Origin of the sequence: Indolivaga capnocytophagoides (assembly GCF_036511535.1) — a bacterium.
GTDB classification, from domain to species: domain Bacteria; phylum Bacteroidota; class Bacteroidia; order Bacteroidales; family Dysgonomonadaceae; genus Dysgonomonas_A; species Dysgonomonas_A capnocytophagoides.
In genome coordinates this window covers 3067967-3084977 of sequence record NZ_AP028867.1, presented here as the reverse complement: position 1 = coordinate 3084977, position 17011 = coordinate 3067967, and the positions used below count along the sequence as shown (strand labels likewise).

At 38.7% G+C, this 17011-nt stretch carries 16 protein-coding genes and 1 pseudogene; 10 read left to right on the top strand and 7 right to left on the bottom strand.

Annotation, left to right across the window (positions count from 1 at the left end; all coding sequences use genetic code 11):
* Positions 1 to 64: 64 nt before the first annotated feature.
* Genes AABJ51_RS12460 through AABJ51_RS12430 form a run of 7 tightly spaced genes read right to left on the bottom strand, consistent with a single transcriptional unit; the run spans position 65 to position 6913 of the window.
* A complete protein-coding gene (locus tag AABJ51_RS12460; RefSeq protein WP_051290658.1) occupies positions 65 to 2452 on the bottom strand; it encodes an exopolysaccharide transport family protein in 2388 nt (795 codons plus the stop codon).
* Between the two features lie 41 nt (positions 2453 to 2493).
* Entirely contained in the window at positions 2494 to 3279 is a 786-nt protein-coding gene (locus AABJ51_RS12455; protein ID WP_338372789.1) for a polysaccharide biosynthesis/export family protein, read from the bottom strand.
* Entirely contained in the window at positions 3276 to 4058 is a 783-nt protein-coding gene (locus AABJ51_RS12450; protein WP_338372788.1) for a polysaccharide biosynthesis/export family protein, read from the bottom strand. The genes AABJ51_RS12455 and AABJ51_RS12450 overlap by 4 nt, the downstream gene beginning before the upstream one ends.
* Before the next feature lie 4 nt (positions 4059 to 4062).
* On the bottom strand, positions 4063 to 4626 hold the full coding sequence (gene def, locus AABJ51_RS12445) for a peptide deformylase (RefSeq protein WP_026626003.1): 564 nt from the start codon (positions 4624 to 4626) through the stop codon (positions 4063 to 4065).
* The gene (gene ruvX, locus AABJ51_RS12440) at positions 4623 to 5054 is read right to left on the bottom strand and encodes a Holliday junction resolvase RuvX (RefSeq protein WP_026626004.1); all 432 of its coding nucleotides are present in this window, start codon (positions 5052 to 5054) and stop codon (positions 4623 to 4625) included. The genes def and ruvX overlap by 4 nt, the downstream gene beginning before the upstream one ends.
* 30 nt (positions 5055 to 5084) lie before the next feature.
* Positions 5085 to 5858: an LPS export ABC transporter ATP-binding protein gene (lptB, locus tag AABJ51_RS12435; protein WP_026626005.1), complete on the bottom strand. Its 774-nt coding sequence runs from the start codon at positions 5856 to 5858 to the stop codon at positions 5085 to 5087.
* Positions 5859 to 5896: 38 nt separating this feature from the next.
* Positions 5897 to 6913, bottom strand: coding sequence for a branched-chain amino acid aminotransferase (locus tag AABJ51_RS12430; RefSeq protein ID WP_026626006.1), 1017 nt, complete (start codon positions 6911 to 6913; stop codon positions 5897 to 5899).
* A gap of 413 nt (positions 6914 to 7326) precedes the next feature.
* On the opposite strand from AABJ51_RS12430, the gene AABJ51_RS12425 reads away from it, so the two are divergent.
* The 10 genes and pseudogenes from AABJ51_RS12425 (at position 7327) to AABJ51_RS12380 (ending at position 17001) form a co-directional block, all read left to right on the top strand.
* Positions 7327 to 7677, top strand: coding sequence for an NADH-quinone oxidoreductase subunit A (locus tag AABJ51_RS12425; RefSeq protein WP_026626007.1), 351 nt, complete (start codon positions 7327 to 7329; stop codon positions 7675 to 7677).
* On the top strand, positions 7668 to 8231 hold the full coding sequence (locus AABJ51_RS12420) for an NADH-quinone oxidoreductase subunit B (RefSeq protein WP_026626008.1): 564 nt from the start codon (positions 7668 to 7670) through the stop codon (positions 8229 to 8231). Before AABJ51_RS12425 ends, AABJ51_RS12420 begins: the two co-directional genes overlap by 10 nt.
* A 109-nt stretch (positions 8232 to 8340) precedes the next feature.
* Positions 8341 to 9972 carry an NADH-quinone oxidoreductase subunit D gene (locus AABJ51_RS12415; protein ID WP_338372787.1) on the top strand — a complete coding sequence of 544 codons (1632 nt, stop codon included), beginning with the start codon at positions 8341 to 8343 and terminating at the stop codon, positions 9970 to 9972.
* Positions 9973 to 10079: 107 nt separating this feature from the next.
* Positions 10080 to 11198, top strand: coding sequence for an NADH-quinone oxidoreductase subunit NuoH (gene nuoH / locus AABJ51_RS12410; RefSeq protein WP_026626010.1), 1119 nt, complete (start codon positions 10080 to 10082; stop codon positions 11196 to 11198).
* A 59-nt stretch (positions 11199 to 11257) separates the two neighbouring features.
* Positions 11258 to 11728 (top strand): annotated as a pseudogene (locus AABJ51_RS12405) (4Fe-4S binding protein); the annotation flags it as partial.
* Positions 11729 to 11917: 189 nt separating this feature from the next.
* Positions 11918 to 12418, top strand: a complete 501-nt coding sequence (locus AABJ51_RS12400) for an NADH-quinone oxidoreductase subunit J family protein (RefSeq protein WP_026626012.1) — start codon at positions 11918 to 11920, stop codon at positions 12416 to 12418.
* A gap of 44 nt (positions 12419 to 12462) precedes the next feature.
* Entirely contained in the window at positions 12463 to 12801 is a 339-nt protein-coding gene (nuoK, locus tag AABJ51_RS12395; protein WP_026626013.1) for an NADH-quinone oxidoreductase subunit NuoK, read from the top strand.
* 57 nt (positions 12802 to 12858) lie between these two features.
* On the top strand, positions 12859 to 14796 hold the full coding sequence (gene nuoL / locus AABJ51_RS12390) for an NADH-quinone oxidoreductase subunit L (protein WP_338372786.1): 1938 nt from the start codon (positions 12859 to 12861) through the stop codon (positions 14794 to 14796).
* 112 nt (positions 14797 to 14908) lie between these two features.
* On the top strand, positions 14909 to 16378 hold the full coding sequence (locus tag AABJ51_RS12385) for a complex I subunit 4 family protein (protein ID WP_026626015.1): 1470 nt from the start codon (positions 14909 to 14911) through the stop codon (positions 16376 to 16378).
* A gap of 44 nt (positions 16379 to 16422) precedes the next feature.
* Entirely contained in the window at positions 16423 to 17001 is a 579-nt protein-coding gene (locus AABJ51_RS12380; RefSeq protein ID WP_338372785.1) for a hypothetical protein, read from the top strand.
* The last annotated feature ends 10 nt before the right edge of the window (positions 17002 to 17011 follow it).

Sequence of the window (17011 nt, the reverse complement as noted above, 5' to 3'; positions counted from 1 at the left end):
ATATGAATTCTAATATAAGAAAAATAAAGAGGGGCATTTAATGCCCCTCTTTTTATAGATTTTTTTATTTTTCGAAGTAGTCGTCGTGATAGTACGAATTTCTTTTCAGATAGTATGATTTGTCTCCATAGTATCTGGATGTTCCATAATATCCTTCACGTCCTTTCACATCATTGAATACTAGAGCAACATGTTCGAGTCCGTCATTACGCATTTGATTAACCACACTCTTAAAGAATGCTTTGTTTGTTTTTGCTCGTCTTACAACAAATAGTGTCGTATCTACATACTTGGATAAGATGTATGCATCCGACACCAACCCGATCGGGCTACAGTCTACAATTACGTAATCATATCTTGTTTTTAGATATTCTATCAGGTCTCGGGTCTTCTTTGTCTTAATCAGCTCACTGGGATTCGGAGGCAGTGTCCCCGCTGTAATTACATCAAATTCGTATTCGGGATGGGTTATGGTTATTTCGTCTAAAGATACCTGACCTATTAAGAAATTAGAGACTCCTTTCTTTGTCTGGATATTTAACAGCTTAGCTACAGATGGACGACGTAAGTCGAAGTCGATCAAAACGACTCTTCTACCTGTTAGTTGATATACCGAAGCAATATTTCCTGCGATAAATGTTTTTCCGTCTCCCGGTTCGGCAGATGTTACAAGTAGAGAAATACCCGTTTCTTTCTGAGCCATATATTCTAATCGAATCCGCATATTTCTGAACGATTCTGCAAAACTCGATTTCGGAAAATTCTTTACGAGAGTTGTATTTCCCGATGGCATCTTTTTGGAAATATTTTCTATTGTTCCGATAACTGGTAGCGAAGATAGCCGTTCACAGTCTTCTTTGGTTGAGATGGCATAGTTGAAGAGTTCTTCTTTACAGATGACGAATATCAATGGAATAGCCAACCCGATAGCCAGATAAAATGTATAGGTCTTGTTTTTTTCATCTCCGTTAATTGGACCTCCCATCTGGCGAGGTTCCTCTAGTACAAAGTTGTCAGGGATATTTGACGCTTTTTGAATTGTGGCTTCATATCTTTTGTTTCGGAGATAGGTATAATAAGCATCGTTCACCTTATATACCTTTTCATATCTTGCGTATTCCCTTTCCTGAGCCGGTAAGGTTGTCATTTCTGTTTCCACACTGGATAATGAAGCATTTAATAATTCTTTTTTCTCCTGTATTTTATCCTGAGCAGTCCTTAAATCCTCTAAAATTTTTATTCTTAAACTGTTCATAGATTGCTCACTCTTTGAATACAGAGGATGAGCTTCCCCCATGCTAGCCAGTTTTTTTATTATGTTGTTGTAATCTGCAATAGATTGGGATAGCTTAGGCTCATTAATGCCAAAAGCGTTAGGTGATACCAATTCTGTACTGTTGAGTATTGATGATTTTATTTCATCCGTTAATCTTAGAATGATATCTTCTTGAGCTTTGTTTTCAGCCATTGCTGTTAGTATGTCATTGCGCTCAAGCCTTTTATCTCCTCCTTCTATTTTATACAGCCCAGTTTCGTCCTGAAACCTTTTGAATGTTGTTTCCGATTGTTGCAATGAGTCGGAAATTAAGGCCATCTGCCTGTCAATAAATGCGATTGTTCTGTCAGCAGCTTCATTTTTAAGAGTAAGGTTATAGTCTTCAAATTCTTTTAATAATGCCCTGAGAAAATCTACATCCTGCAGAGGACTGGTTCCGAATATCGAAACAGCCAAAGCTGTTGATCCTTCTCTTTGATAGCCCGATGATGTACGACCTGTATAGCGACCAATTAGCTCTTCTTTCGAGATAAAGCGAAAACTAAAAGGTGTAAAATTCGGAGTAAACCTATCCGTCTTATTTATTTTGATGTAGAATCTCGATTCCTGAACGAATTGATTATATGGAACCTCCATAGAAAAAGGAGGTGTCGATTCTGATCCTGGATAAAAAATCCTGCATTTATCGGCATTTATCGGCTCTATTTCGAAAACAATACTGTATGCACTGGGTGCAACATATTTTGCCTCTATTGAGATCGGGGTCATTCCATATAGGTTCTCTGTTTTGAATTTCGTTTTGAGAAAATAGTCTACCCGCATTTGAGGAAGCTTTCCTACTGTCCTGACCACCATGTCATATGAATTCAGTATCATCTGTTGATTAACTGAACTCTGAACAAGGCTTCCCAATTGCACTGAACCCATTGCTACACCGTTGTTACCTCTAGGCTCCATCATTAGGGTTGCAGAGGATCGATACAGAGGAGTCCAACTTTTGTTTTTAAGGTATGCATATCCTAAAAATAAAGCCAGAGATAATATAAAAAGATACCAATATTTTAATATTCTGTAAAACCATAGGACAAAATCAAACGAAAACTTCGTCTTTGCCTGTATTTCGTCAAAATATGGATCAGTGCCAAAATCGTTTGGTTTGTTTAAACTTTGCTCCATGTATATCCCTCCTCTTACAATCCGAAAAGATCGTTTTTATATTAAAACTTATTTGTAAATGCCCACACGGTTAGTGCTGCCGAGATTGGCGCTAACAGAGTTGATATCAAAGATTGAAATGATGTGATCCTAAAGAAGGCAGTCTTGCTTGTTGAATAATAGATCATATCATTGGGCTTTATGTAATAAAATTCAGATTCGATAATTGACTCGGATCTTAAATCAAATTGCTTAATTATTGATCTGCCGGTCTCATCTTGACGGATAATCTTCACTTTCCCTATTTCGTAATCAGTGTTTGGAATTCCTGAGATTGCAAGTGCCTGAAAAATGGTCATATTGTCTTTGTATATCCCATAATTTCCATTCTGTCCTTCCGAAACAATATAGTATTGGTTGTTATTCAGAAAGATTTTGACCTGAGCATCTGGTATTGCTTGTTGCATTCTAGCCTGAACAACATCTTCAGCTTCTGCAATTGTCAGTCCCAGAAGGTGTATTTCGCCGAAAAAGGGGATGCTTATGTTTCCTGTGTCATAAATAGTATAAACAGAACCGTTACTGGCGGATGTTGATACTACTCCCTGTAAACCTTCTAATCCGTTGAAAGAGTTGGCGAAATCCGTGTTGTTAGTGAATATCGAACATGTGATTTCATCATTTATTTGTAATTTGTAGTCCTGAAAGGGTTTAGCTGTATATACAGGTTTTTTCTCTTGTAATAGGTTTGTCGTTTTAGGCGATGAGCAAGAACTGTTCAAAAGGCCTATAATGATTGATATTCCTAATATTATATATAACTTGAGTTGTTTTTTTATTGTTCTCATTTTGTTGATCTAATGATAAATGTTATAGCCGCTGTTATTGTCCCCAAAATTCCAATTAGCCCAAGGGCTCCCGAGAATGTCGTTACTCGTCCGAAGAATGTTCTGGACATTTCATTTACATATATTACATCATTAGGTTGGATATAGTAATATTCCGAATCAACTATATCTTTAGATCTTATGTCAAAAGTTTTTACTTCTGTTCCATTAGGAGTTTGTCTGATTATTTTAACTCTGGTGCGGTCTCCAAATTTATCAAATGCCCCCGATATCGCCAAAGCCTGAAATATATTTAATTTGTGTAATGGCATGGCATGGCGTCCTTGTCCGGCTTTTCCTAACACTGAGAAGAAGCGGTTTTGTAAGGTGACATCAACTGTTAAATTTGGCGAAAATGTTGTGAACTTATCTTCAAAGAGTTTTTTTATTTCCGGTATGGTATATCCCTCTACGTATATTTTTCCTAGATAAGGAATCTTGACTGTCCCATCTGAATATATATTTAGGACATTTGGTATATTGACAGATGTCCCTGCTGAGGCGATACCTTGAGAGCTGCTTTGTATGTAGGGCTTGAAAAGCTCCTGCATGGATTCGTCAAGGGTGTATATTTTTAAAATAAGTTGATCGCCGGGAATAACTTTGTAATCGTTATTCAGATTTACATCGATCGGATAGTTTTTCGGAATATCCTGAAGTAAATTTGTATCCCTCGGAGTTACGCAAGACCCCAAGAATGATACGAGTAGTGTTGTTAAGAGTAGCAGTTTAATTTTCATAAAATTATGGTTTGTTTTGAATTGCTTTTGTCCTGTAGGAACAATTAACCCGTCCTTTTATTAAATTATTAAGTTTTGATTTAATTAATTGTTTTCGTATCCCTGATATTTTATCTATAAATAATTTCCCTTCTATATGGTCATATTCATGTTGGATGCAACGTGCAAAAAAATCTGAATATTCTTCTGTGTGTTCGATGAAGTTTTCATCAAGATATTTAATTTTTATTGTTTCCTCTCTTGGTACAGTTTCGTTGATACCGGGAATGCTAAGACATCCTTCCTGTGTTGTTACTACTTCGCCGGTACGTTCAAGTATTTCTGCGTTTATGAAGGCTTTTTTAAAACCCTTGTATCTGGAGTCATCTTCTGCCAGAGGTTCGAGATCTATGACAAATAGACGTATATCGAGTCCGATTTGTGGAGCTGCTAATCCAATTCCATCGGCATTATACATTGTCTCAAACATATTCTCAATAAGGGCAGAAAGATTCGGATAATCTTTGTCTATCTCGTGAGCAACTTTTCTTAAAACAGGCTGTCCATATAAATATATAGGGAGTATCATAAATTTTTATTTTTATAAGTTAGACTTTCCATATAGTCCTGAAGTATAATTGTGGCACTTATTTCATCAACAAGTGCTTTGTCCTGACGGTCTTTTTTTTTCAAGCCTCCGTCAATCATAGCTTGATGTGCGATACTTGATGTGAATCGTTCATCGTAACCTGTTATAGGTGTGTCCGGGAATAAATTAATGAATTTGGATATGAAAATTTTAACATTTTTCATATTTTCAGATGATTCATTATTCATCTTTTTGGGTATCCCTATAATAACTTCGTCGACCTTTTCTTTGTTAAAATAATCTTTAAGATACTGAAAAAGGTCACGGGTAAGAACCGTAGTCAGGCCTGTAGCAATGATCTTCATCGGATCAGACACAGCTAATCCCGTACGTTTTGTACCATAATCTATCGCGAGTAATCTCCCCATTTGTGGCAAAGATATATCTTTTTTTTTATTCTACAATTCACGAAGATGTTCTGTTGATCTTCTTTTTAGTTCGAAATCCCGACCTAGGTATTTTTCTTTAACAATCTCATTCGATGCTAGTTGTTCGGGTGTTCCCTGAAAAAGAACTTTTCCTTCGAATAGGAGATAAGCCCTGTCGGTGATACTCAATGTTTCATCTACATTGTGGTCTGTAATAAGTATTCCAATGTTTTTGTACTTGAGTTTCGCTACGATTTCCTGTATGTCTTGAACGGCAATAGGGTCAACTCCGGCAAATGGTTCATCTAGCATAATGAATTTCGGATCGATAGCCAAACACCGGGCTATCTCGGCTCTCCGTCTTTCTCCTCCGGACAATCTGTCTCCGAGGTTTTTGCGGACTTTCTGTAGCCCGAATTCTGCAATCAGGCTTTCCAGCTTTTCTTTTTGATATTCTTTAGGTTGTCCTGTCATCTCCAATACTGCCCTGATATTATCTTCGACAGTCATCTTTCGGAAGATGGAGGCTTCCTGAGCTAAATACCCGATTCCCTGCTGAGCTCGTTTGTATACGGGGTCTTTGGTTATTTCGGTGTCGTCCAGGAAGATTCTGCCGGCATTGGGCATTACCAGTCCGACAGTCATGTAGAAAGTTGTGGTCTTTCCGGCTCCGTTGGGACCTAAAAGACCTACAATCTCTCCTTGCTTTACTTCAATAGATACATGATTGACAACAGTCCTCGATTTATACTTTTTTACGAGATCGTCGGTTCTCAGTATCATTTGTGGTCGCTCTTGTTCCATGCAGCTATTTGCTATAGTTGTTTCTTATTGTTATTAATTTACAGAACGGTAACCCAATTATGAGTATCTGCTTCATCTCCGTTTTGGATAGCTCTCAACTTATTATAGAGTTGAGTTGAGATAGGACCCGCGATACCGTCTTTTACGAATTGATAAGATTTATTTTCTTCAACATCGTCTATCCGTTCAACAGGACTTATTACAGCAGCCGTTCCGCATATACCCACCTCTTCGAAAGTGGAGAGCTCTTCTTCCTTAACAGGTCGTCTTTCTACCTTCATGCCCATATCCTGAGCTAATTGTATAAGGCTCATATTGGTGATAGACGGCAGGATGGATGAAGATGCCGGTGTTATATATGTATTGTCTTTTATTGCGAAGAAGTTGGCAGGGCCGCCTTCGTCGATGTATTTCTTTTCTTTAGGATCAAGGTAAAGTACGGCCGAATATCCCATTTCGTGAGCTTTGTCTCCTGCCACAAGGCTGGCGGCATAATTTCCTCCGATCTTATATGTTCCTGTTCCATGAGGTGCAGCACGGTCGTAACTCCTTAATATAACAAGCGGGGTAGGCTTGAAGCCTTCTTTGAAGTAAGGGCCTACGGGTGTTACGAATACTAAAAACAGGTATTCTTTAGATGGTTTTACTCCTACCTGCGGACTTGTTCCTATCAATAGCGGGCGGATATATAAAGATGCTCCGCTTCCGTATGGAGGGATATACTTTTCGTTTAATTTAACGGCTTTCAATACTGATTCTTCAAAAATATCAATCGGAAGCTCTTCCATGAGTATTCCTCTGCAAGAAGATTGCATACGGAGTGCATTTTCTCTCATTCTGAAAATTCGAGCCTTTCCGTCTTTGCCACGAAAAGCCTTTAAACCTTCGAATGCTTCCTGTCCATAGTGTAAACAGGTTGCAGCCATATGAATGTCAATGCTTTCTGATGTTGTTTCCTGAGGTGTGCTCCACTTGCCATCTTTAAAATAGCTTCTAACATTGAAGTCGGTTTTCATGTAACCGAATGATAAATTTTCCCAATCAATTGTGCTCATGTTCCGCAAACTTTATAATTGTCTGAAAATAAAAACCTGATATTTAATGGTTGATACTTTGTGCAAAAGTACGATTTTACTTGATTAAAATTTGTTTTAGTGTAAAGAAATCTGTGTTGTGCTTGTTTTTCATTAAAAGAAATCAACTGATAACAGATTTTTTGCTCGGATAATTGAAGTGTTGCCATTCTATCTGTTGGATCAAGGTGTTGATGTGTTTTCTTAATTTATAGTTTATAGTATGTTAATCCTGTTTAAAGAATTTTTATGAAGAGTTTAATTTCTAAGGATTTCTTTTGTTCCTAAAAAAAAAGCTTTACTTTTGCATCGAATATGGCAAGTGCACTTGATAATTTGAACAATCATTTGTCTTATCGGTTTGATAATGCTTGAATTTTTTGAATGATCAATATATGGATTCTTCTCTTTTTTTAGTTGTATTCATTACAGGTTTGACTTTAGTTTGTGCTGGTTTAGGAATGGCTATATTGCTGTCGCCTAAATCTTTTAATGAACAAAAGGGTCAGGCTTATGAATGTGGTGTGCCAACCAAAGGCACTTCGTGGATGCAATTTCGTGTAGGATACTATCTGTATGCTATTCTTTATTTAATGTTTGATGTAGAGGCTATTTTCCTTTTTCCATGGGCAACAGTTGTCCGTAGTTTTGGAATAGCCGGGTTGTATAGCATTTTATTTTTCTTGTTTATATTAGGCTTAGGTTTAGCTTATGCCTGGAAGAAAGGAGTGTTGCAATGGAAGTAAAGAAAATATATATAAAAGGTATCCCTAATGAAGAATTCAGGGATAATGAATATCTCGAAAAATACGCAGAAGAACTCCGTGCAGGAGGTGTGCCGGTAGTAGTTGGTGCTTTGGATGATCTGATCAACTGGGGGCGTTCCAATTCTGTCTGGCCTTTGGCTTTTGCCACAAGCTGTTGCGGTATTGAATTTATGGCAGCGGCAGGAGCTCACTTCGATATTGCCCGTTTCGGGATGGAGGTAACACGTAATAGTCCGCGGCAAGCAGATACAATGGTTGTAGCAGGTACTATCGTTCATAAAATGGCTCCATTGTTGAAACGTGTCTATGATCAGATGGCTGAGCCTAAATATGTAGTCGCAATGGGTAGTTGTGCTATTTCAGGTGGTCCTTTTGTAGACTCATATCACGTGGTTAAGGGTGTTGACGAAATAATTCCTGTGGATGTTTATATTCCGGGTTGTCCTCCCCGCCCCGAATCTCTCTTCTATGGTCTTATGCAATTGCAGAGAAAGATTAAGCTGGAAAGATTCGTATTTAAAGTGAAAAAGTAAGGTCTAAGGCCTGTTGCAGTTTTGGTATATGTAAATCCAAGGCTGATTGTTCTGATAGTGGAATTTACTATTATATAAAAGCTCGAAGACCGATTCATATAAGCGATCAATGGAAAATATCAAAAATATAATCTTAAAAGCAGTACCTGAGGCAATTATAGCTGATGATAAGCAGATCTTGACAGTAACTGTAGATAAAGACAGTTTACACCATTTGGCCAAGACGCTTCGTTATAATGCAGAGTTGCCTTTCGATTATTTAGCAATGCTTACAGGTGTAGACCGGGGCGAGACTCTTGGTGTAAATTACCTGCTTACTTCATCTAAAGACCTTACCAAGGAAGTAGTATTGGAAACTAGTACTGCGGATAGAGAAAAACCTCTTTTATATTCAGTTACAGATTTATGGGAAACAGCTCATTATAATGAGCGTGAAGTGTATGCTATGTTGGGTATCCGTTTTATAAACAATCCTGATATGCGTCGTTTCTTCCTGAATTCTGATTGGAGAGGATTTCCTTTGAGAAAAGATTATGATGCTGACCCTGTGTTGAATCCTGTTGATGTGGAAAGTAAGGAGATTGTTGATATTGCTCCCCGCATTGTGGAAACTCCTCAAGGTTTAAAAGAAGAAACTACTGAAATATTTGAAAAAGATGACTATGTGATCAACGTAGGACCGCAGCACCCGTCAACACACGGAGTAATGCATTTCCGTATGGCGTTGGATGGAGAGATAGTCAAAAAAATAGATGTCCATAGTGGTTATATCCATCGTGGAATAGAAAAACTAAGCGAAAAACTTACATATCCACAAATACTACACTTTACAGACCGTCTTGATTATTTATCGGCAAGTATCAACCGTCATACATTATGTATGTGTGTAGAGAAAGCCGCTCAAATAGAAATCCCGGAAAGAGCCCAATATATACGTACCATCATGGACGAACTTAACCGTATCGATTCGCACTTGATCGGTTGGGGAAGTATGTGTATGGACTTAGGGGCTACTACTGCATTTATATATGGTATACGTGAACGTGAACATATATTGCAGATTTTCGAAAAGACCTCGGGAGGTCGCCTTATTGTCAATTATAATGTGGTTGGTGGTGTGATGTTCGATATTTATAACGACTTCCAGAAAGATGTGAAGGCATTCGTTATATATATGAGAGAAAAACTAGACGAATATCATCGCTTGTTTACAGGTAATGTAATCGCTATTGGTCGTATGGAAGGATTAGGTATCCTTTCGAAAGAGGATGCTATTACGTACGGTGTTACAGGGCCGGCCGGTCGTGGATCGGGCTTCTCTTGTGATGTGCGAAAATATCATCCTTACGCCCTTTACGATAAAGTCGAGTTTAAGGAAATTATCCGTTCCGAATGCGATGCGTATGCTCGTTACAAAAATCGTTTGGACGAGATAGAAGAGTCTTTGCATATTATCGAACAGTTGATCGATAATATACCGGACGGAGATTTCCAGGCAAAAACTAAGGCGATAATAAAACTTCCCGAAGGCGAATTCTATCAAAGAGCAGAAGCCGGACGTGGTGAATTTGGAGTCTTTATCGAAAGCCGTGGAGATAAATTTCCTTATCGTCTGAAATTCAGATCGCCGTCTATGGCTGCCGTTTCGGTAATGCCTCTCATCTGTAAAGGTGAGAAATTGTCTGACTTTATCAGTATCGGTGGTTCTATGGACTATGTGATTCCCGATATCGACCGTTAAGGTTGCAGACCTTTTTATTGCTTTGGTGAAAAATAACCAAAGATACTTGTGGCTTAAAAACAGATGTTTAAATTCTATCAGTTACTTATATTATCAATATAAAAAATATGTTGTTAGATATTTCAAGACCATTAGAGCTTTCGAAGTTAACGACTGCATTCGATACTTTCTTGAGCGACAATCTGCCCCATTGGGCTGTATTGACTATTGAGTTTGTACTTATTGGTGCAGCTTTATTGACAGCTTATGCGGTTCTAGCTTTGATTCTTATCTATGTAGAACGAAAAATTACCGCATTTTTTCAGGCTCGTTTAGGTCCAAACCGTGTTGGTAAATATGGTATGATACAAAGTGTTGCCGATATGATAAAGATCCTGATCAAGGAGATTATCCATGTTGACAATGTTGATAAATTCTTGTTTTATACAGCTCCATTCTTTATGATTGTCGCATCTATGCTGACTTTTGGAGCGATCCCTTTCGGAGAAGGCTTACAGGTAATCGATTTTAATATCGGTGTTTTTTATGTAGTGGCTGTATCTTCTCTAGGTATTATCGGAGTACTTTTGGCCGGATGGTCAAGTAATAATAAATTCTCGATGATCGGGGCTATGCGAAGTGGAGCCCAGTTTATCAGTTACGAACTTTCTGCAGGATTTGCATTAATGACTATGGTTGTTCTTTCGGGAACAATGCAATTTTCGACAATGATCGAAAGTCAGGCGTATTGCTGGAATATATTTAACGGGCATATTGCTTCTGTGATTGCGTTTGTTATTTATCTGATTTCGGGTCATGCCGAAACTAACCGCGGGCCTTTTGACTTACCCGAAGCCGAGTCGGAATTAACAGCCGGATACCATACCGAATATTCAGGTTTGCAGTTTGGATTCTTCTATTTGGCCGAATACCTGAATATGTTTATTGTTGCGGCTATTGCTACTACTGTATTTCTTGGTGGATGGATGCCTTTGCAAATACAAGGTTGGGATGGATTTAATCAAGTGATGAATTATATTCCTTCATACGTATGGTTCTTTGGTAAAACAGGTATTCTGGTATTTATCAGTTTATGGGTGCGTTGGACATTCCCTCGTTTGCGTATCGACCAACTATTGACGCTCGAATGGAAGTATCTTCTTCCGATCAATATGGTCAATATTCTGTTGATGGTAATTCTTGTGTTGGCAGGTCTGACATTAAAAGATATATTTAATATACTTTAATTAAGGTCGCAGACCTTTTAATTAGCTAGTTACTAGTTGCGAAATTTAATTGAAAGAAAATGAGTTCTGTTTCACAATATTTTAAAGGTTTATTCCAAGGGATCGGATCGCTGTTTACAGGGATGCGTGTTACATGGAAAGAACTATTCGCGAAAAAAGTAACCTCTCAGTATCCTGAGAACAGAGATACTTTGGTTATTTCGGATCGTTTTCGTTGCGAACTTGTTATGCCTCACGATGAAAACAATGAGCATAATTGCACCGCTTGCGGTATATGCCAGATGAATTGTCCGAATGGAACAATTGAGGTGCGCTCGCAGATGATTGTTACCGAAGACGGTAAGAAAAAGAAGATTCTGGACGAATATCACTATAATCTGGGTTTATGTACATTCTGTAATCTGTGTGTGCTGACTTGTCCGTCGGATGCTATTGTTTTCAGTAATAATTTCGAAGGGGCTATGTTTACTCGTAAAGGATTAGAGATGAAATTGAATCATGCCGGTTCGAAGCTTAAAGAGAAAAAGAAACCGGAACCTAAACCTGTGGTCGAAAAACCTGCAGCAGCTCCTGCTCCACAACCGGTTGAAACTGTTGCTCCGGCTTCGCAGCCTGTTGTTGAAAAGAAAGAAGAAAATACCACTAATCAGGAGGCTACACCTAAAACGGATGCTTCTGCTGATAATGTGACAAAAGAATAAAATACGGATAGATTAACTATGGCACAGCTTATTATATTTTGCGTTTTAGCGGTAGTGATTGTCGGATGTTCTCTGATGGCTGTTACTTCACGTTTAATAATCAGATCGGCAACATACTTGCTATTTGTATTGCTTGCTACAGCAGGTTTATACCTGATGATGGATTACCAATTCCTTGCTGCGGTACAGGTTGCCGTATATGCCGGAGGTGTAATGGTATTATTCATTTTTTCCATCTTATTGACGAACCATCCCGGACAGGATGTGAAATTTGAAAAACCAAAGCGGATACTTTTAGCCGGATTGGTTGCTCTTCTCGGTTTAGGTATCAGCGGTCATATAATATACTATAATGTGTCGAAAGTATATACATATATGGAATCGACTCTGGATATGACTCAACTGGGAACTACTATGATGGGAACCAGCAAGTATCAATACCTGTTACCTTTTGAAGCTGTCAGCTTATTGCTTTTGGCTTGTATCATAGGAGGTATTATGATTGCCCGTAAACGATAACCGGAAGAAATAAAATCAGTAGAATAGCTTAATAATATAATAATATGAATCAATTTCTTGTAGAAACCTTTTCCATACCGATGGAAGCATATCTGGCTGTAAGTACGCTTATGTTCTTTATCGGGGTATATGGTTTTCTGTCTCGAAAAAATATGCTGATGGTATTGATGTCAATAGAATTGATGTTGAATGCAGCGGATCTGAACTTCGTAATCTTTAACCGGTTTCTTTATCCGGGACAGTTGGAAGGGCTTTTCTTCGCATTGTTTGCCATTGCTGTGGCCGCTGCCGAAACGGCTGTTGCTATCGCCATTATTATTACTATTTACCGCAATGTGAAGAGCGTGTATATAGATGAGAATATAACAACAATGAAACATTGAGGTCATAGATCTTTTGTGAACAGACACTAAAAAAGAATACAAAAAAACGATATAGATATGCCTTATTCGTATACGTTACTGATAATTGTCCTGCCGGCCATTATGTTCCTTATTCTGGGACTGCTGGGGGGTAAAATGAAACCGATAGTTGCCGGAGTACTGGGTACTCTATCGCTGGCTGTTATGACAGTTTTGTCATATATGACCGGATATGAATATTTCTTTAAGATCGGAAGAGGAGCTTCCGGTGCTTTTGAAAGTGTAATGCCTTATCATTTCGAGTGGCTGAGATTTACCGAGCATCTGCATATTGATCTTGGTATTATGCTCGATCCGATATCCGTAATGATGCTTGTGGTTATTACAACTGTATCGTTGATGGTGCATATCTATAGTTTAGGCTATATGAAAGGCGAGAGAGGGTTTCAACGTTATTACTCGTTCCTGTCTTTATTTACCTTTTCGATGTTGGGGCTGGTTGTAGCTACTAACATTTTCCAAATGTATATATTCTGGGAACTTGTAGGGGTATCTTCATTCTCTCTTATCAGTTTCTACTATACTAAACCAAGTGCGGTTGCTGCTTCTAAGAAAGCCTTTATCGTGACCCGCTTTGCCGACTTGTTTTTCCTTATCGGTATCTTGGTTCTTTCATTCTATTCAAAAACTTTCGATTTTGCAACATTGACTTCTTTAGATGCTCCATTCTTAGGATCTGCTCTTGGAGCTTCGTTCTTAGGAATATCTGCATTATCATGGGCAATGATGTTTATCTTTATCGGAGGTGCCGGTAAATCGGCTATGATGCCGTTCCATATCTGGTTACCCGATGCGATGGAAGGTCCAACACCGGCGTCTGCTCTTATCCACGCTGCAACAATGGTTGTTGCCGGAGTATTTTTGGTTGCACGTCTATTCCCTATATATGTATTCGGTACTCCCGAAGTACTGACAATAATCGGATACATTGGGGCGATAACTTCAGTCTATGCCGCGATTGTAGCTTGTGCGCAGACTGATATAAAACGTGTCCTCGCGTTTTCTACCATATCGCAGATTGCTTATATGATAACCTCTCTTGGGGTTTCCTCTTACGGAGGCCATGATGGGTTGGGGTATATGGCATCTATGTTCCACTTGTTTACACACGCATTCTTCAAAGCATTACTATTCTTAGGTGCAGGTGCTATTATCCATGCTGTTCATAGTAATGAGATGGATGATATGGGTGGCCTTTGGAAAAAACTGCCGATTACACACATAACTTTCCTGATCGCTTGTTTGGCGATTGCCGGAATTTTCCCATTCTCGGGATTCTGGAGTAAAGATGAAATTTTAGCTGCGGCTTTCCACCACGATAAATTCTTGTTTGCATGTTTATTTATCGGTGCAGGTCTTACAGCATTCTATATGTTCCGTTTGTATTACAGAATATTCTGGAATGATACTCACAAGCATTATCATCACGAACCTCACGAAGCCGAAGCTTCAATGACTATTCCGTTGATCATATTGGGCGTGTTGTCTGTATTTTCCGGATTTGTTCCTTTCTCAGAATTAATTACTACTGACGGAAAACCTTTCGAAGCGCATTTGGTGATGCCAATAGCATTATCAAGTATTGCAGTTGCGATATTAGGTATTGGTATAGCTACTGTGATGTACTATAAGAAAACAAGCATACCGGATCAGTTTGTTTCAAAAGTCAACTGGTTATATAAGGGTGCGAGCCATAGATTCTATTTCGATGAAATGTGGTTGTTTGTAACCCGTAAAATTATATTCAACGGAATATCTAAACCGATTGCTTGGTTTGACCGCCATGTTGTTGATGCGTTTATGAATGCACTGGCATTTGTTACAAATAGTGCCTCTGATAAAATTAAAGGTTTCCAATCGGGACGTATTCAGCAATATGCCCTTGCATATCTGATCGGAGCTTTGGTGTTTGTCGCCATATTTGCTTTCTGTCTGGTTTGTTATATTTGTCAATAAGTTTAGCTTAAGGTCTCAGGCCTCTTTGTTATTAGTCAAGTAAAAAAGCAACCGATAAGTATAATTCGGATTGTCTAATTTAAATATCAGCTTTTGCTTAAATTGTAGAACAATGAATATTCTTTCATTAATAGTATTGATACCCGTTTTGATGTTGATAGGATTTATTTTCTGTAGAAACATCAAACAAGTAAGAACAGTTGCGGTAATAGGAACGGCTGTCGGACTTGTATTGGCTGTAGCTCTTTTGTTTATGTTCTTTGCAGCAAGAGAGGCTGATCCAACAAGTGCAATGTTATTCAGATTTGATTATGCATGGTTCAAGCCGTTGAATATTTATTATTCGATAGGGGTCGATGGTATATCGGTGCTGATGATATTGCTTACTGCTATCATTATGCTTACCGGAACATTTGCTTCGTGGAATATGAATCCTCTTCCTAAAGATTTCTTTATGTGGCTTACGCTGCTAGCTGTAGGTGTATACGGATTCTTTATTTCGATAGATATGTTTACCATGTTCTTCTTCTACGAGATAGCCCTGATACCTATGTACCTGCTTATCGGTCTTTGGGGGACAGGTAGAAAAGAATATTCAGCGATGAAACTTACCCTGATGCTGATGGGTGGATCGGCTTTCCTCTTTGTGGGAATTCTTGGTATTTACTTCAATTCATCGGCTGATGGCAACTTGACATTTAATATCCTTGAGATAGCTAAAAATAATGCGATACCAGTTGCTGCACAACGTTGGATTTTCCCTATTACATTCTTAGGATTCGGTGTACTTGGTGCACTATTTCCTTTCCATACATGGTCTCCTGATGGTCACGCATCTGCACCTACTGCGGTTTCGATGCTTCATGCCGGAGTACTGATGAAATTGGGAGGATACGGCTGTTTACGTATTGCTATGCATTTATTGCCTGAAGCAGCAAACGAGATGTCGTGGATCTTTTTGATATTGACAGGTATAAGTGTGGTTTACGGAGCTTTCGGTGCGATTGCTCAAACCGACTTGAAATATATAAACGCTTACTCATCGGTGAGCCACTGTGGACTGGTATTATTCGCTATTCTTATGATGAATAATACAGCGGTAACCGGAGCGGTAATGCAGATGTTGTCTCACGGTTTGATGACCGCCCTTTTCTTTGCCCTGATCGGTATGATCTACGGACGGACACATACTCGTGATATTAGAGAGTTAGGAGGATTGATGAAAATTATGCCTTTCCTTTCCGTTTGTTATGTATTGGCTGGGCTTGCTTCTCTGGGGCTTCCCGGATTGAGTGGTTTCGTTGCGGAGATGACTATTTTTGTAGGTTCCTTCCAACATACCGATATGTTCCACAGAGTATTGACTATAATGGCTTGTGCATCTATTGTGATCACTGCCGTATATATATTGAAGGTTGTCGGTAAGATTCTTTACGGACCTGTGATAAACGATCATCACCTGGAGCTTACAGATGCTGTTTGGTACGAAAAAGTTGCAGTTGTAGGATTGGTTCTTAGTGTGGCCGGGGTTGGTTTGTTCCCGGGCTGGATATCGAGTATGATTCATGCTTGTTTACATTAAAGGTTTTCAAGACTTTTAATTAACTTCGATAATCCGAGAAGTTTATGAAAAAACTAAAATCGCTATTCCTTGGAACATTTTTAGCTATTGCTTCTTTTGTTTCCGCTCAAAGTTTTTCTTTGCCTGAGCTGATTGATCTGGCGGGAAAAGATCAGGATTACTTTAACGCGGCTGTTTCATCCAAAGGGTACAATTTCTGGGGAGAGTATGCCGGAGGGCTATCGACGAATTATGTTTATTCGTATAATAACAACTCTAAGATTTCTTTTATTGTTCCAGACTTTGCCAGCGATATGAAGTTGGCTGCGTGGGAGTTTTATTCTCCTAGTATCTATGATATGGTGAAGCGAGACTTGGTTAATGACCGTTATCGGTTGGTAACCAGAGAATCGAGATTGAAAGGTAAATACGAGTCTTTGTTTTATTCTAAACCGGGTATTGATATTATCCTGACCGTTGATAAAACAGTTGGTCGATTCGGGTCTTATACCGTAGCGGTACGTCAAACTAATATGAATAAATACCAGACGGTTAATACTTTTTCTGATTCGAATATTTATGGCAATTCTAATGCCGCCGACAAAGACCGGTATGTTGATATGTCAAGATATCTTTATCGCTAGAGATTTGATT